This window comes from Streptomyces sp. NPDC048734 (genome assembly GCF_043198675.1).
Lineage (GTDB): Bacteria > Actinomycetota > Actinomycetes > Streptomycetales > Streptomycetaceae > Streptomyces.
In genome coordinates, this window is record NZ_JBICUZ010000002.1 from 270,107 (window position 1) to 292,365 (window position 22,259).

A 22,259-nucleotide genomic window follows, 5' to 3' on the forward strand; every position below is an offset into this window, starting at 1 on the left:
GGGACGTCACCTCAGCTTCGGGTCGAGGGCGTCGCGCACCGCGTCGCCGAGCATGATGAACGCCAGCACGGTGAGCGCCAGGGCGCCGGAGGGCCACAGCAGGGCGTGCGGGGCGTTGCGGATGTACGGCGAGGCGGCGGAGATGTCGATGCCCCAGGAGACGGTCGGCGGCTTCAGGCCGACGCCGAGGTAGGACAGGGTCGCCTCCAGGGCGATGTACGTGCCGAGCGCGATGGTGGCGACGACGATCACGGGGGCGACGGCGTTGGGCGTGATGTGCCGCAGCAGCATGCGGGAGTTGGAGGCACCGAGCGCCCGCGCGGCCTGGACGTAGTCGTTCTGCTTGGCGGTGATGACCGAGCCGCGGGCGATGCGGGAGATCTGCGGCCAGCCGAGCAGCACCATGAACCCGATGACGGGCCAGACGGTGTTGCTGGTCACCACGGAGAGCAGCACCAGGCCGCCGAGGACGACCGGGATCGCGAAGAAGATGTCGGTGATCCGGGACAGGAACGAGTCCCACGTCCCGCCGAAGAAGCCGGCGAGCCCGCCCAGGACGCTGCCGAACAGGGCGACGCCGAGCGTGGCCAGGACACCGACCGTGACGGACGTACGGGCGCCGTAGACGGTGCGGGTGTACACGTTGCAGCCCTGGCCGTCGTAGCCGAACGGGGCGCCCTGCCGGGAGCCCTCCTGGGCCTTGGCGAGGTCGCAGGTGAGGGGGGAGCCGGAGGCGATCGCCGAGGGCCACAGGGAGATGAACACCAGGAAGAGGATGACCAGGGCGGAGATGAGGAAGACCGGGTTGCGGCGCAGGTCGCGCCAGGCGTCGGACCACAGGGAGCGGGCCTTCTCGGCGGGGCCGGTGCCGTCCGGGCCGGGTGCCTTCTCCAGGGTCTCGCCCTCGGAGGTGGCGAGGTCCATCGCGCCGCCCATGCCCGTCGCGGCGACGGCGCCGTCCTCCTCCGGGACGCGGCCCCCGCCGGAGGGAGGGCGGGGCTCCGGCGGCATCGGTTCAGGCATAGCGGATCCTCGGGTCGAGTACGGCGTACAGGAGGTCGACGAGCAGGTTGGCCACCAGGAAGACCAGGACGAGGACGGTCACGAAGCCGACGACGGTCTGGGTGTTCTGGCGGAGGATGCCCTGGTAGAGCTGGAAGCCGACGCCGTGGATGTTGAAGATGCGCTCGGTGACGATCGCGCCGCCCATCAGGGCGCCGATGTCGGTGCCGATGAAGGTGACGACCGGGATGAGCGAGTTGCGCAGCAGGTGGCGGGTGACGACGCGGCGCCTGGGCAGGCCCTTGGCGACGGCCGTGCGGACGTAGTCGGACCGCTTGTTCTCCGCGATGGAGGTGCGGGTCAGGCGGGTGACGTAGGCCAGGGAGACGCTCGCCAGCACCAGGCCCGGCACGATCAGTTCGTCGAACGTGGCGTCCGGCGACACCGACGGTTTGATCCAGCCCCACTCGACGCCGAGCAGCAGCTGGAGCAGCAGGCCGGTGACGAAGGTGGGGACGGAGATCACGACGAGGGTGACGAGCAGGACGCCGGTGTCGACGGGGCGGCCGCGGCGCAGGCCGGTGACGACTCCGAGGGTGATGCCGATGACGATCTCGAAGAGGATCGCGACGATCGTCAGCCGGATGGTGACGGGGAACGCCGAGGCCATCAGCTCGGTCACCGGCTGGCCGTTGAACGCCGTCCCGAAGTCACCGGTGAAGACGTTCCCCATGTAGGTCAGGTACTGCTGCCAGACCGGCTTGTCGAGGCCGAACTCCTTCTTCAGCTGGGCGGCGGTGGCGGGGTCGCACTGCCGGTCGCCGCACAGGCCCGCGATGGGGTCGCCCATCACGTTGACCATCAGGAAGATCAGCAGGGTGGCTCCGACGAACACCGGGATCATCTGGAGGAGGCGCCGGATCACGTACCGCCCCATGGCGGGTCAGCTGACCTTGATCTCGTTGTAGACCGGGACGGAGAACGGGTTGAGCTTGACGCCGGAGAGGCGCTCCGAGTAGCCGGCGCTGCCGTTCTGGTACCACAGCGGGATGGCGGCCATGTTGTCCCGGACGACCTCCTCGGCCTGCTGGAACGTCTCGACGGCCTTGGCGGTGTCGGTCTCGGCGTTGGCCTTGTTCACGAGGTCGTCGAACTCCTTGTTCGACCACTTGCCGTCGTTGGAGGAGGCGTTGGTGTAGTAGAGCGGCTGGAGGAAGTTCTGGATGAGGGGGTAGTCCATCTGCCAGCCCGCCCGGAACGGTCCGGCCATCTTGCGGTCGCCGATCTGGCTGCGGAAGTCGGCGAAGGTGCCGACGGGGTTGCCGACGCAGGCCTTGTCGTTGCCGAGGGCGTTGTTGATGGAGTTGCAGACGGCGTCGACCCACTGCTTGTGGGAGCCGGTGTCCGCGTTGTACGTGATCTTGACCTGGCCGCCGGGGAGGCCGCCGCCCTCCTGGATGAGCTTCTTGGCCGCGGCCGGGTCGTAGTCGCAGGCGTCCCCGCACAGGCCCTCCTTGAAGCCGCCGTCCTCGCCGAGCACCGGGGAGGTCCAGTCGGTGGCGGGGGTGCGGGTCTTCTGGAAGATCGTCTCGGTGATCTGCTCGCGGTCGATGGCCCGGGACAGGCCGGTGCGGACCTTGTCCGAGCCGCTCTTGTTCCAGTTCGGGTCGTAGAAGGGGAAGGCGAGGGTCTGGAGGATGCCGGCGGGGGTGTTGAGGTAGCGGTCGCCCAGGTCGTTCTTGACGTTCTTGAGCTGGGCCGCGGGCACGTCGTCGACCAGGTCGAGGTTGCCGGCCAGCAGGTCGGTGTAGGCGGTGTTGTTGTCGGTGTAGACCTTCAGGTCCACGCCGCCGTTCTGCGCGGCGTCGTCGCCGGGGTAGTCCTCCCACTTGCGCAGGCTCATCCGGGAGCCCTTGGCGTAGGAGTCGACGGCGTAGGGCCCGTTGCCGACCGGCTTGGCCAGCCAGCCCGCGTGGTCGGTGAAGAAGGCCTGGGGCAGGGGGGCGTAGGCGGGGTAGCCGAGGACGTCGGGGAAGGTGGAGAACTTCTGGTTGAGCTTGACGGTGAAGGTCCTGTCGTCGACGACCTTCAGCCCCGAGAGGGTGTCGGCGCTCTGCTTGCTCCCGTCCTCGGGGTGCGTCTTGTCGTAGCCCTCGATGTAGCCGAAGAAGTAGGCGTTCTTCTGGTTGTTCTTCAGGCTGGCGCCGTAGTTCCAGGCGTCCACGAAGGACTTGGCGGTGACCTTCTCGCCGTTGCTGAAGGTCCAGCCGTCCTTGACCGTGACGGTGAAGTTCTGCGAGTCCGCGGTCTCGATCTTCTCGGCGAGCATGTCCTCGGCCTCGCCGGTCTCCGGGTCGTACCTCTTCAGGCTCCGGAAGATCATGTCGAGGACCTTGCCGCCCTGCACCTCGTTGGTGTTGGCCGGCTCCAGCGGGTTCTGCGGGTCACCCCACGAGGAGCTGAGCACCGCGCCGGTGTCGCCCCCGCTGTCGCCGCCGCCCCCGCAGGCCGTCGCCGTGAGGGCTACGGCCGCCGCGCATGCGGCCCACCTGGCGTGCGTGGCTCCACGCATGGATGCCTCCTCTTGACCGCGCCGTTCCCGGACGCCGTGCCGTCGGTACCTGTACAGCGACCCTTCAACGGTAAATATCGCCATATACCAGACACATCGCACAGCAGGCACCCCCGTACGCGGGACGGACCACCCGTTCGAGGGTCCGCGGCGCGGGCACCGGTGCCGGAAACGCCGGTTCCCGGCACCCGGGTGCTCGGGTGCCGGGAACCGGCGGGAGAGGACGCGAGGAGGCTACGCCGCGTGCACGACGTCCTTCTCCTCCGCGAAGTGGCAGGCCGACTCGTGGGCCGCCGGGGAGTCCGAGCCCCGGAACTGCTCGGGGACCGCGAGGAGCGGCACCTCCTCGGCGCACTTGTCCTGCGCCTTCCAGCAACGGGTGCGGAAGCGGCAGCCCGACGGCGGGTTGGCCGGGGACGGGACGTCGCCGGTGAGGATGATGCGCTCGCGGTTCTCGCGGGCGTCCGGGTCGGGGACCGGGACCGCCGAGAGCAGCGCCTGGGTGTACGGGTGGGTCGGGTGGTCGTAGATCTGCTCGTCGGTGCCGATCTCGGCCATCTTGCCGAGGTACATCACGCCCACGCGGTCCGAGATGTGCCGGACGATCGACAGGTCGTGCGCGATGAAGATGTAGGAGAGGTCGAACTCGTCCTGCAGTCGCTCCATCAGGTTGATGACCTGCGCCTGGACGGACACGTCCAGGGCGGACACCGGCTCGTCGCAGATGATGATCTCGGGGTTCAGGGCCAGGCCGCGGGCGATGCCGATGCGCTGGCGCTGGCCGCCGGAGAACTGGTGCGGGTAGCGGTTGATGTACTCCGGGTTCAGGCCGACGACGTCCAGCAGCTCCTGGACCTTGCGGCGCCGGTCGCCCTTGGGCGCCACCTCGGGGTGGATGTCGAAGGGCTCCCCGATGATGTCGCCCACCGTCATGCGGGGGTTGAGGGAGGTGTACGGGTCCTGGAAGACCATCTGGATGTTGCGGCGCACCGCCTTGAGGGCCCGTCCGGACAGCTTGGAGATGTCCTGGCCCTTGTAGAGGATCTCGCCGGCCGTGGCGCGCTCCAGGTTCATCAGGAGCTTGGCCACCGTCGACTTGCCGCAGCCGGACTCGCCCACGATGCCCAGCGTCTCGCCCTGGAACAGCTCGAAGGAGATGCCGTCGACGGCCTTGACCGCGCCGACCTGCTTCTTGAGCAGGATGCCCTGGGTGAGCGGGAAGTGCTTCTGCAGGTCGCGCACCTGCAGGAGCGGCTCGCCGCGGTCGACGGGCGCGACGGTCGCGGCGACCGCCTCCGGCCCGGTGCGGACGCCCTCGGCCCGCGTCCCGGAGACGTCCGTCGTGGCGTCCCGCCGCTCGTCGTTCTTGCTGAGCTCAGCCATGGATCGTCTCCTTCCAGAAGTGGCACGCCGAGCCGCGGCCGGCCAGTTCGGCGCCGTCCGGTTCGGTGACCGGCAGCAGCGCCGGGACCTGCTCGCGGCAGATGTCCTGCGCCTTGGGGCAGCGCGGGTTGAAGGCGCAACCGCTCGGCATGCGCAGCAGGTTGGGCGGCAGGCCCTTGATCGCGTACAGCTCCTGGCCCTTGTGGTCCAGGCGCGGGATCGAGTCCAGCAGACCGCGGGTGTAGGGGTGCGCCGGCCGCTTGTAGAGCTCGTGGACCGGGGCGCGCTCCACGATCCGGCCCGCGTACATCACGGCGATCTTGTCCGCGACGTCGGCGACCACGCCGAGGTCGTGGGTGATCAGGATCAGGCCCATGTGGTACTCGCGCTGGAGCTCCGCGAGCAGGTCCATCACCTGTGCCTGCACGGTCACGTCGAGGGCCGTGGTGGGCTCGTCGGCGATGATCAGGTCCGGCTCCAGGGCCAGCGCCATGGCGATCATGATGCGCTGGCGCATGCCGCCGGAGAACTGGTGCGGGTAGTCGTCGACCCGGGCCGCGGCGGCCGGGATCTTCACCCGGTCCATCAGCTCGATCGCCTTGGCCTTGGCGTCCTTCTTGGACATGCCCTGGTGGACGCGGAACATCTCGCCGAGCTGGTAGCCGACGGTGTAGACCGGGTTCAGGGACGACAGCGCGTCCTGGAAGATCATGGCGATCTTCGCGCCCCGGATCCTGCGCCGCTCCTCGCCCGACATCTTCAGCATGTCCTGTCCGCGGAACAGGATCTCGCCCTTGGGGATGCGGCCGGGAGGCATGTCGAGGATGCCCATGATGGCCTGGGCGGTGACGGACTTGCCGGAGCCGGACTCGCCGAGCACGGCGAGCGTCTCGCCGGCGTTCACGGTGTAGTCGACACCGTTGACCGCCTTGGCCACTCCGTCACGGGTGTGGAACTCCACGTGGAGGTCGCGGACTTCGAGCAGCGGAGTGCCGTCGGGTCCTTCCTCGCGGGGCACCATGGGTGCTTCGTCGATGAGAGTCATCGTGTACGCCTCCCTCAGCGCAGCTTCGGGTCGAGGGCGTTGCGCACCGCATCGCCGAACATGAGGAACGAGAGCACCGTGACGGAGACCAGCACGGACGGCATGATCAGTACGTACGGTGCGTTGCGGATCGACTGGAAGCCGCGCGAGATGTCCACACCCCACGAGACCACCGGTTCGCTCAGACCCACGCCGAGGAACGACAGCGTGGCCTCCGCGCCGATGTAGCCGCCGAGCGAGATGGTGGCGACGACGATGATGGGGGCCAGCGCGTTGGGCAGGATGTGCCGCAGCAGGATCCGGGTCGTGGAGGCGCCGAGGGCCTTGGCCGCGACGACGTAGTCCGCCTGCTTCACGCCGATGACCGCGCCGCGGGCGACGCGGGCGATGGTGGTCCAGCCCAGGAAGGCGATCGCGAGGATGACGACCCAGACGCTGCGCTTCTCGAAGCTGGTCAGGATGACCATGGCGCCGAGCAGGAACGGGATGCCGAAGAAGATGTCGGTCAGCCGGGACAGGAGGGAGTCCCAGACACCGCCGAAGTAGCCGGCGATCATGCCCAGGACGCTTCCCACGAGCGTCACGATCACGGTGACGACGACGCTGACGATGAGGGAGGCGCGGGTGCCGTAGACCATGCGGGTCCACACCGAGCGGCCCTGGATGTCGTAGCCGAACCAGTCGGGCTGCAGGAAGTGGGACCAGTTGGGCGGCGAGAGGTAGTTGTTGGCGAGGTCCGCCTCGGTGGGCGAGCCGTCGGTGAACAGGCCGGGGAACACGGCCATCGTCACCAGCAGCAGGATCAGCACCGACGACGCCAGGAACAGAGGGCTGCGGCGCAGGTCGTGCCAGGCGTCGGACCACAGGCTGCGGGGCTTCTCCGCGCCGGTGCCGGTGCCGGCGTCGGTGCCGTCGACCGCACCGGAGGTGGCGGCCAGGGCCGTCGCGTCGTCCGCGCGGACGGCCTCGTTGTCTATCGCGGTCTTCTCAGGCATACCGGATCCTCGGGTCCAGGACCGCGTACAGCAGGTCGACGAGCAGGCTGCAGAACAGGTAGACGATGACGATGAGGCTGACCACGCCCACGACCGTCGACCCCTCGCGGTGGCCGAGGGCCTGGAAGATCAGGCTGCCGATGCCCTTGATGTTGAAGATGCCCTCGGTGACCACGGCGCCCGCCATGAGCGTGCCGAGGTCGGTCCCGAGGAAGGTGACGACGGGGATCAGCGAGTTGCGCAGGAGGTGCACGCCGACGATGCGGCGCCGGGGCAGGCCCTTGGCGACGGCGGTGCGGATGTAGTCCGAGCGCAGGTTCTCGGCGACCGACGTGCGGGTGAGGCGGGCCACGTAGGCCAGCGACAGCGCGCCGAGGACGGCTGCCGGCAGCAGCAGCTCGTTCATGTTCGCCTCTAGGGACACGTTCGGTTCGATGAGGTCGAGCTGGAACGCGAAGAAGTACTGGGCCAGGCGGCCGAGCACGAAGGAGGGCACCGAGACCAGCACCAGGGTGATGAACAGCAGGACGCGGTCGCGGACGCTGTTGGGGCGCAGACCGGCGATCACACCCAGGACGATGCCGATGACCGTGGTGAACACCGTGGCGAACAGGGCGAGCTGGACGGTGACCGGCCAGGCCTCGGCGATCACGTCGGAGACCTCGCGTCCGGAGGCGATCTGCCGGCCGAAGTCACCTTGCACCAGACCGGCCAGATAGTCCCAGTACTGGACCCAGAGCGGTTTGTCCAGACCGAGTTCGGCCTTCAGGCGGGCGATCTGTACGGGGTCCGAGTACTGTTCGCCGGCGAGAGCGCGCACGGGGTCGCCGGGCAGCGCGTACATCATCAGGAACACCAGAGCGGTGGACCCGATGAAGACGGGGATCATCTGGAGCAGTCGTCTGGCGACATAGTGCCCCATGGGTGCCTCCATGGTCGGGGGGTTGAATCGCGGGATCCTCCGGAGCACCGGGAGGTGAGTCCCACACGTCCGGCGCGCAGGGCCCGGGTGGGCCCTGCGCGCCGGACGGTCGTACTGGGCGACGCCGCGCGGTGCGTGGACCGGGGCCGTCAGGACAGGCTGTCGTACCGGACAAGCCGTGTGGCGTACGTCACTTGGCGGTGACGTCGTACAGCTTGTACTGGCCGTGCCAGTCGATGTCGACGCCGTCGACCTTCTCGCCGTAGCCACCGTTCATCTCGTAGAACCACAGCGGGATGGACGGCATGGTGTTCAGCAGGTCCTTCTCGATCTGCTGGTAGGCCTTGACGTAGGAGGCGAGGTCCGTGGAGGCGTCGGCCTTGGTCATGGCGTCGTCGACGGCCTTGTTGGAGAACTTACCGTTGTTGGACTCGGCCTTGGAGTGGTACAGCTCCTTCAGGAAGTTGCCGTTGAGCGGGTAGTCGCCCAGCCAGCCACCCCGGTACATCGACTTGACCTGGTTGTTGTCACGCGCCTCGAGGTCGGTGGCGAAGTCGGCCTTGGCGTCGCCCGCGCATGCCACACCGGTCGCCTTGGTGATGGAGTTGCAGACCGCGGTGACCCACTCGGCGTGACCGCCGTCGGTGTTGTACTGGATGTAGACCTTGTTGCCCGGGACCCCGCCGCCCTCCTTGATGAGCTGCTTGGCCTTGGCCGGGTTGTAGGTGAAGACGTCGGTGCCCAGGTCCTGCTTGCCCTGCGCGCCCGGCGCCACCCAGCCGTCGGCCGGGGTGCGGGTGCCCTGCAGCACGGTCTTGGTGATCGTGTCGCGGTCGATCGCCATCGACAGACCCTGGATGACCTTCACGTCGACGCCCTTGAACGTCTTCGAGTAGAAGGCCGGCACGAGCGTCTGGATGCCCGCGTACGGCTTGGCGATGGCGCGGTCGCCGAGGTCCTGCTCGTACTTGGACAGGTCCGTCGGGCCGACCTGGTCGATGATGTCCAGGTTGCCGGAGAGCAGGTCCTGGTAGGCGGCCTCGGGCGTGGAGTAGGCCTTGTACTGGACGCCGGCGTTCTTCGCCTTGTTGGCGCCCTTGTAGTCGGCGTACGCCTTGACCTGGAAGAGCTTGTTGTGCTCCCACTTCTCGAACTGGTACGGGCCGTTGCCGACCGGCTTCTCCGCGAACGCCTTCGGGTCCTTGAAGAAGGACTCGGGCAGGGGGGCGAAGGTCGAGTAGCCGAGCTTGTACTCGAAGTACGGCAGGGCCGACGTGGTCTCGATGGTGAAGGTGGTGTCGTCCACGACCTTCAGACCGGACATCGTCTTGGCGGTGGGCTTGGCGCCCTCCTTCGCCGGGTGGACGTCCTCGTAGCCGACGATGTCCGCGAACCAGAAGGAGTTCTGCTGGGCGTTGTCGACGTTGGCGGACCAGTTCCAGGCGTCCACGTACGACTTGGCCGTGACGGGGGTGCCGTCGTGGAACTTCCAGCCGCTCTTGAGCTTGACGGTCCAGGTCTTGGAGTCCTCGGACTTGATGGACTCGGCGTTCAGGTACTCGATACCGCCCTTCTCGTCAAAGGTCAGCAGACCGGCGAACAGGGCGTCGAGGATGTAGCCACCATTGGACTCGTTGGTGTCAGAAGGAATGATGCCCTTCTGCGGCTCACCGACGTTGATGGAGACGTACCGGCTCGAGCTCGAGCCCTTCCCCTCGTCGTCCTTGTCATCGCTGCCACCACAGGCGGTCGCGCCCAGCGCCACAACCGCGGCTATCGCGACCCACTTGGAGCTTTTCGCACCGCGCATGGGTTCCTCCTCTGAGAGAGTCCATTGGTTCACCGCTCGGGGGCACACGAAGGTCCGCCGCTGCCGGCGACCGAGTTGGTGTGCGCCCCCCGCTCGTGAGTCGGAGCCACACTGCGCCACACTGCGCGTGCTCCGTCGACCCGAGCTCTACGCGCCTAACTATCTGCCATGCGCGGTGGCCGAACCACACCCCTGAGGTCTCGGTTCGATCACACCTGACGTGCACTTCTTCCAAAATCCGGACAAACAGTTTGCAGAAAGATCCCTGCGAAACGGACTTGTTACACATCTATCGGGGTCGAGTGTCCGCATTCCGGACGCAAGGGTGGAAAAAATCACTTGCAAACTCCGCCGGAGTCTGCTGAGGCGCCGGATCTGCCTGATGCCGTGTCAGTTGGAGACGGTCGGCCGGTGATGCCACAAGACGCACGGAACGTCCACCCACACAGCACATTAGTAGGAAACCGGCGTGTCGTGCGGCGCCGGGACAAGTCCGAGGGTTTTCCCTACGTGGCCCTCGCTCCCGCGGGCGCGCCGGGAAAACGCGCGGGCCGGGCACCCCGCACGAGTGCGGGGTGCCCGGCCCGGTCGGCCGGTCGGCCGGTCAGCCGTGCTTGGCGCGGCTCGCGGTGCGGGCGCGGTCACGCTGGTCGAGGACGACCTTGCGGATGCGAACCGCCTCCGGGGTCACCTCGACGCACTCGTCGTCGCGGCAGAACTCCAGCGACTGCTCCAGCGACAGCTTGCGCGGCGGGACGATCGCCTCGAACGAGTCGGCCGAGGAGGACCGCATGTTCGTGAGCTTCTTCTCCTTCGTGATGTTCACGTCCATGTCGTCGGCGCGCGAGTTCTCGCCGACGATCATGCCCTCGTACACCTCGGTGCCGGGCTCGGTGAACAGCACGCCGCGCTCCTGGAGGTTCGTCATCGCGAACGCGGTGACGGCACCGGCGCGGTCGGCGACCAGCGAGCCGTTGTTGCGGGTCGTCAGCGTGCCGAACCACGGCTCGTGGCCCTCGTGGATGGAGTGGGCGATGCCCGTGCCGCGCGTGCCCGTCAGGAACTCGGTGCGGAAGCCGATGAGGCCGCGGGAGGGGACCACGAACTCCATGCGGACCCAGCCGGAGCCGTGGTTGGACATGTTGTCCATCCGGCCCTTGCGGACGCCCATGAGCTGCGTGACGGCGCCCATGTGCTCCTCGGGCACGTCGATCGTCATGCGCTCGACCGGCTCGTAGACCTTGCCGTCGACGAGCTTGGTGACGACCTGCGGCTTGCCGATGGTCAGCTCGAAGCCCTCGCGGCGCATCTGCTCGACCAGGATGGCCAGCGCCAGCTCGCCGCGGCCCTGCACCTCCCAGGCGTCGGGGCGCTCGGTGTCCAGGACACGGAGGCTGACGTTACCGATCAGCTCGCGGTCGAGGCGGTCCTTCACCTGGCGGGCGGTCACCTTGCGGTCCTTGACCGCCGCCTTGTTGTCGGCGCCCTTGCCGGTGCCGCCACGGCCGACCAGCGGCGAGGTGTTGGTACCGATGGTCATCGAGATGGCCGGCTCGTCGACCGTGATGAGCGGCAGCGCGACCGGGTTCTCGGGGTCGGCGAGGGTCTCACCGATCATGATGTCCGCGATGCCGGCGACGGCGCAGATGTCACCCGGGCCGGCCTTCTCGGCGGGCTTGCGGGTGAGCGCCTCGGTCATCAGCAGCTCGGTGATGCGCACGTTGGCCATCGTGCCGTCGCGCTTGATCCAGGTGACGGTCTGGCCCTTGCGCAGCTCGCCCTGCTCGACGCGCAGCAGCGCGATGCGGCCGAGGAAGTTGTCGGCGTCCAGGTTGGTGACGTGCGCCTGGAGCGGAGCCTCCTCGTCGTACTCCGGAGCCGGGACGTGCGACAGGATCGTGGTGAAGAAGGGCTCCAGGTTGTCGCTGTCCTTCGGGACCGTGCCGTCCTCCGGCTTGGTCAGCGAGGCGACGCCGTCCCGCGCGCAGGCGTAGACGATCGGGAACTCGATCTGGTCCTCGTCGGCGTCGAGGTCGAGGAAGAGGTCGTAGGCCTCGTTGACGACCTCGTCGATGCGCGAGTCCGGGCGGTCCGTCTTGTTGATGCACAGGATGACGGGCAGGCGGGCCTGGAGCGCCTTGCGGAGCACGAAGCGGGTCTGCGGCAGCGGACCCTCGGAGGCGTCCACCAGCAGGACGACGGCGTCGACCATCGACAGACCACGCTCGACCTCACCGCCGAAGTCGGCGTGACCGGGGGTGTCGATGATGTTGATGGTCACGACGTCCCCCCCGTCCTTGGGGTGGTACTTCACCGCCGTGTTCTTGGCGAGGATCGTGATGCCCTTCTCACGCTCCAGGTCGTTCGAGTCCATCATGCGGTCGTCGAGCGACTCTGCGGCGTGCGCGGCGAAGGCGCCGGCCTGCTTGAGCATGGCATCGACCAGAGTCGTCTTGCCGTGGTCGACGTGGGCGACGATGGCTACGTTGCGAATGTCGTGGCGCGTGGCCATAAAGCGGCGATCTCCCGGAGTGTGAGGGCGGCCCTGCTGCGTACGTCTGTGTTACGCGGGCCCTGCCGGGCTTGACACGCCACGGCCTCACCCCATCGTACGTGGCCCGGCGGGGGACGGCCTCCGCAGGGCCGAACGGTTCATCCGGTGATCACCGCGCGCTCACTTCTCCGAGGGGCTCGCGGAGGCCTTCGCACCCTTCTTCAGGAAGCCCATGTCCTCGTAGACGGGGGTCTGGAAGCCGAAGGCACCGGCGTTGACCACGGTCTTCCGTACGGCCGTGAGCTGGGGGCGCTGGTAGAGGGGAATCGATCCGGCGGCCGCCCAGATACGGGCGTCGGCCTTGCGGATCAGGGACCGGCCCTCCTCCTCGTCCAGGGTGGAGACCGCCTGATCGAACAACTGATCGATATGGTCGGTGCCGACCCTCGTGTAGTTCTGCTGGACGCTCAGCGACCCGTCGGCGCCCGGCACCGGCTTGGCGTAGATCGGGCGGGCGTCGGTGGCCGGGAAGACGGAGGCGGGCCAGGAGTACAGGGCCAGGTCGTACTCGCCGGAGGCGATGTGGTCCTTGAAGTAGCTCTCGTCGGAGACCTTGGTGGTCTCGCTACGGATGCCCACCTTCTCCAGCATCCGCGTGATCCGCCCGGCCACCAGGTGCAGGGACTCCGAGCCGGGGCCGGTCGGCAGCACGAACCGCAGGGTGAGCGCCTTGCCGTCCTTGGCCAGCGTCTCGCGCGCGGCACCGGCCGGGGCGGCGGTGCCCATGGGCGCGTAGGCGCCGGGCACGCCGGGCCGGTTGAGGTACTGCCTGCCGTCCTGGGCGAGCCGCCTGCCGTGGTCCTCGTGGCCGGGGCCGTGGTCCGCGCGTGCCTTGCCGTCCTGACCGACGATGTACGTGCCGTCGTCGCCGCCCTCGGACTTGTCGTCGCGGTCGGACTTCTCGCCGTCCTCGGGCTTCCTCTCGCCGTCCTCGGGCTTCTTCTCGCTCTCTGACCCGGCGGCCTTCTCGCCCTTCTCGCCCTTGTCCACCGGGCCGCCGGCCACCCAGCCGGCGTCCGCGAGCAGTGCCTGCGCCTCCTCGGTGTCCTGGCCGCCGAGCGTGCCGCTGTTGTCGGCGTACGCGGCCTGCCCGGCGAGCGCCAGGTGGCTGCCGACCGGCTCGGCGGGCAGGCCGAGCGGCTTCAGCACCGCCTTCGCCAGCTCCTTGCGGTCGAGCGCCCTGGCCACCGCCCGGCGCACCCGCTCGTCGGCGAGGGGCCCGTCGGCGCCGTTGAGGGCCAGCTGCGTGTAGGCGGGCTCCAGGGACCTGCGCACCTCGTAGTCGCGCAGCTCCTTCTGCTGCCGTTCCCGGGCGGCGACGGACCTGCGGAGCTTCTCGCGGGCGTGGATCTCCTCGTCGGCCGCGTCCTCGTCGGTGCCGTCGGCGACGGCCGAGGAGCGCGGTGCCTTCGCCGCGGTGCGGCCGGCGCCGGACCCCGGGAGCGGCCCGGCGGCGCCCGCCGCGCTGTCGACGGCGCGGGCGGCGGCCGGGTCGATCTCGGCCAGGTCGAGATCGCCGTCGGCGAGCCGGGCGGCCCGCTCGTCGCGCGGTACGGCGGTCAGCTCGATCTCGGTGAGCTTGGCGGGCCTGCCCCACCAGCGCGGGTTGCGGGTGAGCCGGATCCGGTCGTTCTCGCGGTCGACCTCCTTCACGGCGAACGGCCCGGCGGTGACCTTCAGCTTGCGCCGTGCCCCGTCGTTGAAGGCGTCGGGGGTGCCCATGACGTCCTTCGGGTACAGCGGGGAGAACAGCGACCGCCAGTCGGCGTAGGGGCGGGCGAAGGTGACCCGGACCTCCAGGTCGTTGTCGCCCCGCTCGATCTTCTCGATGCGGTCGTAGCCGGCGTTGCGGGCGGTCCAGTAGGCGCTGTCCTTGCCGGACAGGGCGCGCCACTGGGCGGCGAAGTCGGCGGCGCCGATCTCGCGGCCGTCGCTCCACACGGCCTGCTGGGCGAGCCGGTACAGGACGACCTGCTTGGGCTCGGTGTCGACGACCTCGGCGGACTCCAGGAAGTCCGGGTTCGGCCGGGGCCGCCCGGTCGCGTCGATCCGGTACATCGACGGCAGGACGGCCTGGGCGACCCGGGTGGTGGTGGCGTCGGCGTCCGACTGGAAGGTGTTGAAGGTCTCCGGTACGGCGTCCACGGCCCAGCGCAGGGTGCCGCCGTCGGTGATCCGGTCGCGTGCGGCGGGGGCGATGTCCTGGGCGGCCGGCGGTTCGCCGGCCTCGTCCTCGGAGGAGCAGGCGGACAGCAGGGGCACCGCGAGCGCGCCCGCGGTGAGGAAGGCGACCGAGCGCATGAGCGCGCGGGGTCCGGGGCCGTCGTGGGACATCTCTGCTTACCTCCGGGAGCCGCGGGCGCAATGATCACTTTTGGCGGTATATGGAGCTGATCACATCTATGCGGTCACTGAAGAGGAAAGGATTCGGCAGCGGTCGACGACACGGCGACGGCGGCCGGGAAGCCCACCCGTGCGGCGCAACGCGCCCGGGGCGCACCCGTGCGTCCCGGGCGTTCGGCGCGTGTTCCTCCGGGTCGGCCGGTGCGGCGCGCGGCACTCGCCGGTGCGTGACCGTGCCCCAGGGCGCCCCTCCGCCGACGGAAGCGAGGCACGTCCTGTCCGTGCCCGGCGCGGTGAGGCCGGTGCGGTGAGGCCGGTGCGGTGAGACCGGTGCGGGGAAGCCGGTGCGGCGCTGCCCCGGCGGCCTGCCCCGGCCTGCCGCCGCCCGGCCGGGGCAGCCGGGCGGCGGGCTCGACACGCGCCGCGCGTACGACCCGCGCGTGTGGCCCGCTCGTGTGGCCCGCTCGTGTGGCCCGCCCACGGGATCAGACGGCGGAGCCCCCGGAGCGAGGGCCGCCGGATTCAGGCGGAGGCCCGCAGATACCCCGAGTGCGCCACGCTCCCGAGGAACGTGAACCGGGTGTCGCCCGCCATGTGCTTGTCGAACGCCTCCTTGATGCCGGGCCACTTGGGGTGTCCGAAGTCGTCCAGCACGACGATGCCGCCCGGCGCGACGATCCGCTCGGCCCACTCCAGGTCCGCCGCGACACCGGCGGCGGAGTGGTCGCCGTCGACGACGATCACGCCGTAGGAGCGGTCGGAGACCAGGGCGCGCACCTCGGGGTCCTCGGAGAAGCCCTGCCGGATCCGGGTCGCGGCGCCGGCCGCGCCCGCCAGGGAGAGGTTGGTGCGCACGGCGGCCTCCCGCACCGGGGTGCCCGAGGCGTCGTCCGACATGGTGGTGCCCGGCTGCAGCTGCGTGCCGGCGAGCGGGTCGACGATCGTCAGGCGGGGGTCGCGGCCTGCGCGCTCCATCATGCGGATGAGGGCCGCGCCGAACATCCCGTACAGGGTGCCGATCTCCAGCATGTCGTCGTTCGGCGGATCGAGCAGCGGTACGGCGGACAGCTTGCCGACGATGTTCATCGTGCCGCCGGCGATCCGGCCCACGCCGAGCGCCTCCAGGGCGAGGAGCAGCCGGAACGCCTGGGCGGCACCGCGCTCGGCCTCGTCCCGGTTCCCGGTCACCGCGGCCAGCTCGTCGACCAGCTGGTCCAGGTGGGTCGCGGACGGCATGCGCGCCATGCCGCGTCCGGTGCCGTCGAAGAAGAGTTCCAGGGGGCGCTGCCGGTTGCGGAGCGTCTGGAGTTCGTTCCGCATCGCGTCGAGGGAGACGTCGGCGGTGGCGCGCCCGTTGTCGCGGACGGCGCGGCGCACCTGACGTTCGATGCGCTGGTCGATGAGTTCGGCCACCGGGCGCAGGGCGCGGCGGACGGCCTTACGGGTGAGGAGCGATCGCATCAGAGTGTGACCCTTACAGGGATGGGGGCTGTGGACGCTAGGGCGCTCACAGCCCCCGCACAACCAACGCCGGTGGCCCCGGAGGCGAAGGCCGCATGACGTCCGGGCGACGCGCCGATGGCGTCGCAGGTGGCGCGGCGACGGCCGCGCCCCCACGGCACGACGGCCCGGTCACCGGCGCCGGGCGTCAGCGCACCCACCCGTCGCGGTACGCCGTCCAGTCCGCCTCCTCGGCCGCGAAGTCCACGTACAGCGCGACCCCGAAGTTCGCGCGGTCGGCGTCCGTGCGGGACAGGCCCAGGCGGACGCCCCGGACCCCGGCGGGGACGGTCTCGGCGTGGTTCCAGTGGCCGAACCGGTTCTCGTGGTAAAAGGGCAGGCCCATCAGCAGGTCGGTGGTGGGCGGGGTGACCTCCAGCGCGAGGGAGGTCTGCTGGGCGACGTAGCCGCCGTAGGTGCTCTCCAGCGGCTGGATGGTGTCGTACGACATGACGGCGATCTGGTCGACGCGGCGGGCCACCTCACCGAAGAACTTCTGCGACCACCACTTCGGGTGGCCGGTGGTCGCGCCCCAGAAGGAGTGGAAGCCGGGCACCGGGTCGATCTGGTGGGCGGCGACGGACAGGGGCGCGTCCCGGGCGGCGGTGACGCGGTGCAGGGCGTCGAGGAGGGTCAGGTAGTTCCGGTCGCCGGAGTGCAGGGGCTCCAGGTCGAAGTGGACGCCGTCGAACCCGGTGGCGAGGATCTCGCGGGTGGACCGTACGACGGCCGCACGCGTCGCCGCGCGCTCCAGCCGCATGCCGTACGGGCTCTCGCTGGCGAGCACGTCACCGAGCCAGGCCTGGACCCGGACCTGCGGCATCTCCCGGTGGACGGCGGCGATGAACCAGCGGGCGTTCGGGTACGACGACACCGGAAGCGTGCCGTCGTGCTCCAGGGGCCCGGAGTGGACGTACAGGTCGCGGATGCCGGTGTCCTTCAGACGGTCGGCCAGGGCGGTGACGTCGGCGTCCTTCTTGCGGCCGTCCACCCAGGCGTGGCCGAGCCAGAGGGCGTCCTTGCCGCGGGTGTGGGTGCCGTCGGCCGGGTCGCCCATGTAGTTGACGCGCAGGGCGGTGAGGGCGACGAGGACCGGGAGCACGACGAGGAGGAACGGGACGGCCAGGGCGACGCGCACCGTCCGGCGCCGGCGCCGACGCCGGCGGAGGGCAGCCGCCTCGGCGGCCTCGTCGACCTCGGCGGTCGTGTCGGCATCGGTGGCCGTCCCGGCCTCGGTGACCCCGGTCGTCTCAGTGGCCGTCCCGGCCTCGGTGACCCCGGTCGTCTCAGTGGCCGTCCCGGCCTCGGTGACCGTCCCGGCCTCGGCGGTCGTCCCGGTATCGGCGGTCGTCCCGGCGTCGGTGGCCGGTGCGTCCGTGTCGGGCGTCGCCTCCGCGTCCGTACCGGTCGAGTGGTCCGTCACCTGTTCCCCCTCCGTGTCGCCCGTCCCCTCGTGCCCCGTCCCGGGTGCATCCCGGTCGCGTGGCCGCAGGGGCGGCCATACGCTCCCGAATGTGACGTCGTCCAAGCTCCGGAACCGGCCGCGGCGGGCCGGTGCGCAGGTGTCCGTGCGGGTGTTGCACGCCGTGCTGGGCGGAGCGACGGGCATCGTGTGGCTGGTGTTGCCGGGGATGACGACACGAACGGACGTTCCGGTTGCGATCACCCGTCCCCCCGCTTCCGCCGCGTCTGCCGTCTCCGCCGTCTCCGCCCCGGCCGCCGCGCCCGCGGAGGGCGGGACGTCCGCCACGGACCTGGTCCTGCCGCTCGTCGCGGTCGGCGCGGCCGGGGCCCTCGCGGGGTACGGCTACCTGCGCCGCGTCCGTCGCGCCCGCACCCGGACGACACCGGGTGGCGGTGCCGCCGCCCCCTCCCCGCACGCGGAGACGGGCGTACCCGAGGAAGGGGTCCGCGCGGCCCTCGTCGCGGCCGACGACCGGGTCCGCGCCGCCCGCGACGAACTCGGCTTCGTACGCGAGCTGTTCGGCCCGGAGGCGGCGGCTCCCTTCACCGGCGCCCTGCGGGAGGCCGAGACGGAACTGGCGGCGGCTTTCCGGATGCGGCAGCGTTACGACGACGGCGTACCGCGGGACGCGGCGGCCCGGCGGCAGGCGCAGGCCGGGATCGTCGGGCGGTGCGCGGAGGCGGTGCGGCGGCTGGACGCGGCGGCCGACGGCTTCCGGCGGCTGCGGGGGCTGGAGCGGGGAGTGGGCGGGGCGCTGGGAGTCGCGGAGGCGCGGTTCCGGGAGCTGACCGGTCGGACGGCGGCGGCGGAGACGGTCCTCGGCGGCATGCGGGCGGCGTACGCGGTCACGGCGAGCGCGTCCGTCGTCGGGTACGTCGAACAGGCCAAGGACCGGCTGGTGTTCGCCACCGTCCGGCTCAACCAGGCCCGTCAGGCGGACGACTCGAGCCGTCCCGGGGAGGCGGCCCGGCACCTGCGCGCCGCCGAGGGCGCCATCGCCCAGGCCGACGTCCTCGTCGAGGCGGTGGAGCGGACGGCCGCCGAACTGCGGGAGGCAGCCGGCCTGGTCCCGGCCGCGCTGACGGACGCGGAGGCGCGACTGGCTCCGCTGCGGGACACGGCCGGCCCCGGCGACGAGGCCTTCACCCACCTGCTGCACGCCGACTCGGTCCTGTCCTCCGTGCGCCGGGAACTGACCTCGGGCCGTCCGCACGACCCCCTCGGCATGCTCCGCCGCATCACGACCGCCACCTCGCGAGCGACCGGCGGCCGAGCCGACGCCCCCACGAACCCGGTGCCGGCCTCGGACCCGACGGCCGACGCCCCCGCGAACCCCGCGCCCTCCTCGGACCCGGCCGTCACCCACGCGACCCCGCCGAGCGCCCCGGGCGGGACCGGTACGCCGTCGCCCCCGAACCCGCCGTCGGCCCCGGAGCGGGAGCGGGTCGGCGTGGCCGGGGCCGTCGACCGGCTCGTCGCGCGCAGTGCCACCGCCGCGGCGGACGACTTCGTCGCGACGCACCGGGGGGCGGTCGGTGCCGCCCCCCGGACCCGCCTCGCCGAGGCCCGTCGGCTGCTGGCCGCGGGCGACCACCCGGGGGCCGACGCCCTGGCGCTGGAGGCCCGCGACCTGGCCGAACAGGACGTGCGGGTCCGGGGCAACCCGTACGCCGCGGCACCGGCCGCCCCCGACGCGGCCCGCCCGGTGCCCACGGCGGGCACGGCCGGTGCCGTCCTGGGCGGCATCCTCCCCGCCGACGACCCGGAGAACGCCGATCCGGCGGGCTTCGCGGGACGACCGCCCGGGACACCGCCCGGGTAGGGGCGACGGTCCGGCGGGGCCGCCCGTCAGAACAGGCTCAGCAACGCCTCCGCCGGGTCCGCGAGGCCCGTATCGCCTCCGGGGAGAGGGAGTTCGAACCAGACCGTCTTGCCGCGGGGGGTGCGGCGGGAGCCCCAGGCCGCGGAGAGCAGGCCGACGAGCTGGAGGCCCCGGCCGCCCTCGTCGGTGTCGCGGGCGCGGCGGCGGCGCGGCTGGACGAGACCCGCGTCCCACACCTCGCAGACCAGCGTGCGGTCCAGCAGCAGCCTCAGTCTGATCTCGCCCTCGCCGTAACGGAGCGCGTTCGTCACGAGTTCGCTGACGAGCAGTTCCGCGGTGTCGACCAGCGGTTCCATGTCCCAGCCGATCAACTGTCCGCGGGCGTACTCGCGGGCCCGGCCCACGCTGCGCGGCTCGCGCGGCAGGGTCCAGTCGCCGACGGACCCGGCGGGCAGACCCTGGACGCGAGCCATCAGCAGCGCGATGTCGTCCTCGCCGTGGTGGGTGTCGAGGGTGTTGAGGACGTGGTCGCAGACGTCCTCCAGGGGGCTCGCGGGGTCCGTCAGGGCGCCCACGAAGGCCTGGAGGCCCTCGTCGAGGGGGTGGTCGCGGGATTCGACGAGTCCGTCCGTGTAGAGGGCGAGCAGCGCGCCCTCGGGGAGTTCGACCTCGACCTCCTCGAAGGGCTCCCCGCCGACGCCGAGCGGCATGCCGGGCGGCACGTCGAGCATCAGCGCGGCCTCGCCGGGTTCGACCAGCACGGGCGGCAGATGGCCCGCGTTGGCGAAGGTGCACCTGCGGGTCACCGAGTCGTACACGGCGTACACGCAGGTCGCCAGGTACACCTCGGACAGGTCGGCCTCGCGGGGGCGGCGGGCGGCGCGGGTGGCCTGCTGGACGCCGCCGGGGGCGCCGAGGCCGCGCGCGATCTCGTCCAACGCGGAGAGCACCTCGGCCGGTTCCAGGTCGAGGAGGGCGAGGGTCCGTACGGCGGTGCGGAGTTCGCCCATCGCGACCGCCGCCCGCAGCCCGCGCCCCATCACGTCCCCGACGACCAGCGCCGTACGGTGGCCGGGGAGTTCGATGACGTCGAACCAGTCGCCGCCGACCTCGCTGGGGCGGCCCGAGGCGACGCTGCCGGGCAGGTAGCGGCAGGCGATGTCCAGGCCGGAGGCGACCGGGTCGCCCGGCGGCAGCAGCGACCTCTGGAGCATCAGCGCCCGCTCGTGCTCACGCCGGTACAAGCGCGCGTTGTCGATGCAGACCGCCGCCCGCGCCGCCAGCTCCACCGCGAGGTCCCGGTCCCGGTCCCCGAAGGGCTCGCTGCCCTTGGTCCGCGAGAACTGCGCGAGGCCCACGACCGTGTCGTGCGCGACCATCGGAACGGCGAGGGTGGACTGCACGAGGCCGCCCTCCTCGCCGGGGATGGCCCCCGGACGGGCGGTGCGCAGGGCGTCCGCGCAGGGCGAGTTGAACGGGAAGTGGTGGACCGCGCCGACCGTGACGTCCGAACCGCTGCCGGGGAACGGCGCGTCGGACACGGCGGACGAGAAGGCGACGCGGCGCAGTTCGGCACTGCCGTCGGCGAGGCCGGGCGGGGTCTCGTCGCCGGCGAGGAGCCCCTGGTAGAGGTCGACGGTGGCCAGGTCGCAGAACCCGGGCACGACGACGTCGAGGAGTTCGCGCGCGGTGGTCTCGAGGTCGAGGGAGTTCCCTATGCGGGCCCCCGCCTCGTTCAGCAGGGCGAGGTTGCGCCGTGCGGCGGCGGCCTCGCGGGCGGCCGCGCGGCGGGCGGTGATGTCGACGCCGAGCCAGGCGATGCCGATCGGCCGGCCGGAACCGCTGTGCACGCGGTACAGGTTGATGGACCAGTGCCGGCGTTCCTCGGAGCCCGGCACGAAGCCCGTGACGTGCATGTCCGTGATGGAGTCGCCGGTCTCCAGCACCCGGCGCAGCACCGCGCTGACCCGCTCGGCCTCGGGCCTCGGCAGGTAGTCCTGAACGCCCTTGCCGCGGTGGTCGTCGGGGGTGCCGCCGAAGATGGACGCGAACCGCTCGTTGGCCCGGCGGACCCTCAGTTCGGGGTCGATCAGCAGGAAGCCGAACGGGGATTGACCGAATATGGCCTGTGAGGCGGCCAGGTCGGTCTCGATGCTGCGCAGGGTGCGGACGTCGACGACGATGCAGACGGCGGCCCTCTCGCCCTCCTGGGTGCGCGTCGGCATGACGTACACCTCGGCCAGGCCCTGTTCACGGCGCGCCCCGCCCCCGCTGGCGGGCAGCCGGAAGGGGACGACGCCGGTCCACTCGCGGCCGTCGAGGATCTCGGCCATCTTCCGCTGGCCGCGCTCGCGCTGACCGGCGTCGACGAACGCGTCGATCGGGTCCATGCCGACGGCCCGGTCGGCGGGGATGCCGAAGATCTGCTCGGCGCGCAGACTCCACTGGTCGACGAGTCCGTCGGGGCCGATCGAGAAGGAGGCGACCTTGATGTAGTCGTAGATGGAGCCGGGCGGACTGCTCTGCCACAGCGCGTCACCGGCCGGCGTCTCGCCCTCGCCGTCGGCAAGGGTGCGTCCGGCGTCGCCCGCGAGCGCACCCGCAGTCCTCGCCCTCGCGCCGTCCGACGGGTCCTCGGACTCCGTGGCCTTCGCTGGTATCTCGCTCACGCGAACCGTCCCCTCCAGCTCACCGCGCCCGGCACCGGTCACCGGTTGCGGCTGCCCGCAGTATCCAGCACTACGGCGCCGCACGACACGGTGTTCACGATCACAGCACGGTCCAGGCTTTTTTCGGACCGTCCCGCGACAACACTCCCAGTCTTCTAACCAGCGGACACGTCGTCG

The 22,259-nt window shown here is 71.0% G+C and carries 14 protein-coding genes; 1 reads left to right on the forward strand and 13 read right to left on the reverse strand.

Going from position 1 to position 22,259, the window contains the following annotated elements; all coding sequences use genetic code 11:
- Positions 1-6 precede the first annotated feature (6 nt).
- From ACGFQC_RS06440 to ACGFQC_RS06495, 12 genes are all read right to left on the reverse strand, one after another.
- The gene (locus ACGFQC_RS06440; protein WP_363092501.1) at positions 7-1,011 is read right to left on the reverse strand and encodes an ABC transporter permease; all 1,005 of its coding nucleotides are present in this window, start codon (positions 1,009-1,011) and stop codon (positions 7-9) included.
- 4 nt (positions 1,012-1,015) lie between these two features.
- Positions 1,016-1,939, reverse strand: coding sequence for an ABC transporter permease (locus tag ACGFQC_RS06445; RefSeq protein ID WP_363092460.1), 924 nt, complete (start codon positions 1,937-1,939; stop codon positions 1,016-1,018).
- Positions 1,940-1,945: 6 nt separating this feature from the next.
- Positions 1,946-3,574, reverse strand: a complete 1,629-nt coding sequence (locus ACGFQC_RS06450; RefSeq protein WP_363092459.1) for an ABC transporter substrate-binding protein — start codon at positions 3,572-3,574, stop codon at positions 1,946-1,948.
- A gap of 234 nt (positions 3,575-3,808) precedes the next feature.
- Positions 3,809-4,957 carry a dipeptide ABC transporter ATP-binding protein gene (locus tag ACGFQC_RS06455; RefSeq protein WP_363092458.1) on the reverse strand — a complete coding sequence of 383 codons (1,149 nt, stop codon included), beginning with the start codon at positions 4,955-4,957 and terminating at the stop codon, positions 3,809-3,811.
- Positions 4,950-6,002: an ABC transporter ATP-binding protein gene (locus tag ACGFQC_RS06460; RefSeq protein ID WP_363092457.1), complete on the reverse strand. Its 1,053-nt coding sequence runs from the start codon at positions 6,000-6,002 to the stop codon at positions 4,950-4,952. The genes ACGFQC_RS06455 and ACGFQC_RS06460 overlap by 8 nt, the downstream gene beginning before the upstream one ends.
- A gap of 14 nt (positions 6,003-6,016) precedes the next feature.
- Complete coding sequence (locus tag ACGFQC_RS06465) at positions 6,017-6,997, reverse strand: ABC transporter permease (protein ID WP_363092456.1); 981 nt, start codon at positions 6,995-6,997, stop codon at positions 6,017-6,019.
- Entirely contained in the window at positions 6,990-7,919 is a 930-nt protein-coding gene (locus tag ACGFQC_RS06470) for an ABC transporter permease (protein ID WP_363092455.1), read from the reverse strand. The genes ACGFQC_RS06465 and ACGFQC_RS06470 overlap by 8 nt, the downstream gene beginning before the upstream one ends.
- A 190-nt stretch (positions 7,920-8,109) precedes the next feature.
- On the reverse strand, positions 8,110-9,729 hold the full coding sequence (locus ACGFQC_RS06475; RefSeq protein WP_363092454.1) for an ABC transporter substrate-binding protein: 1,620 nt from the start codon (positions 9,727-9,729) through the stop codon (positions 8,110-8,112).
- Between the two features lie 604 nt (positions 9,730-10,333).
- Positions 10,334-12,241 carry a translational GTPase TypA gene (gene typA, locus ACGFQC_RS06480; RefSeq protein ID WP_363092453.1) on the reverse strand — a complete coding sequence of 636 codons (1,908 nt, stop codon included), beginning with the start codon at positions 12,239-12,241 and terminating at the stop codon, positions 10,334-10,336.
- A 162-nt stretch (positions 12,242-12,403) separates the two neighbouring features.
- Positions 12,404-14,617 (reverse strand): ABC transporter family substrate-binding protein, encoded by a 2,214-nt coding sequence (locus tag ACGFQC_RS06485; protein ID WP_363092452.1) that lies wholly within the window; start codon positions 14,615-14,617, stop codon positions 12,404-12,406.
- A gap of 531 nt (positions 14,618-15,148) precedes the next feature.
- Positions 15,149-16,087, reverse strand: a complete 939-nt coding sequence (locus ACGFQC_RS06490; protein WP_363092451.1) for a class I SAM-dependent methyltransferase — start codon at positions 16,085-16,087, stop codon at positions 15,149-15,151.
- Positions 16,088-16,274: 187 nt separating this feature from the next.
- Positions 16,275-17,549, reverse strand: coding sequence for a hypothetical protein (locus tag ACGFQC_RS06495; protein WP_363092450.1), 1,275 nt, complete (start codon positions 17,547-17,549; stop codon positions 16,275-16,277).
- A gap of 91 nt (positions 17,550-17,640) precedes the next feature.
- Between ACGFQC_RS06495 and ACGFQC_RS06500 the strand changes: the two genes are divergently transcribed.
- Positions 17,641-19,413, forward strand: coding sequence for a hypothetical protein (locus tag ACGFQC_RS06500; RefSeq protein WP_363092449.1), 1,773 nt, complete (start codon positions 17,641-17,643; stop codon positions 19,411-19,413).
- A gap of 26 nt (positions 19,414-19,439) precedes the next feature.
- On the opposite strand, the gene ACGFQC_RS06505 is transcribed toward ACGFQC_RS06500, so the two are convergent.
- Entirely contained in the window at positions 19,440-22,082 is a 2,643-nt protein-coding gene (locus ACGFQC_RS06505) for a SpoIIE family protein phosphatase (protein ID WP_363092448.1), read from the reverse strand.
- Between the last annotated feature and the right edge of the window lie 177 nt (positions 22,083-22,259).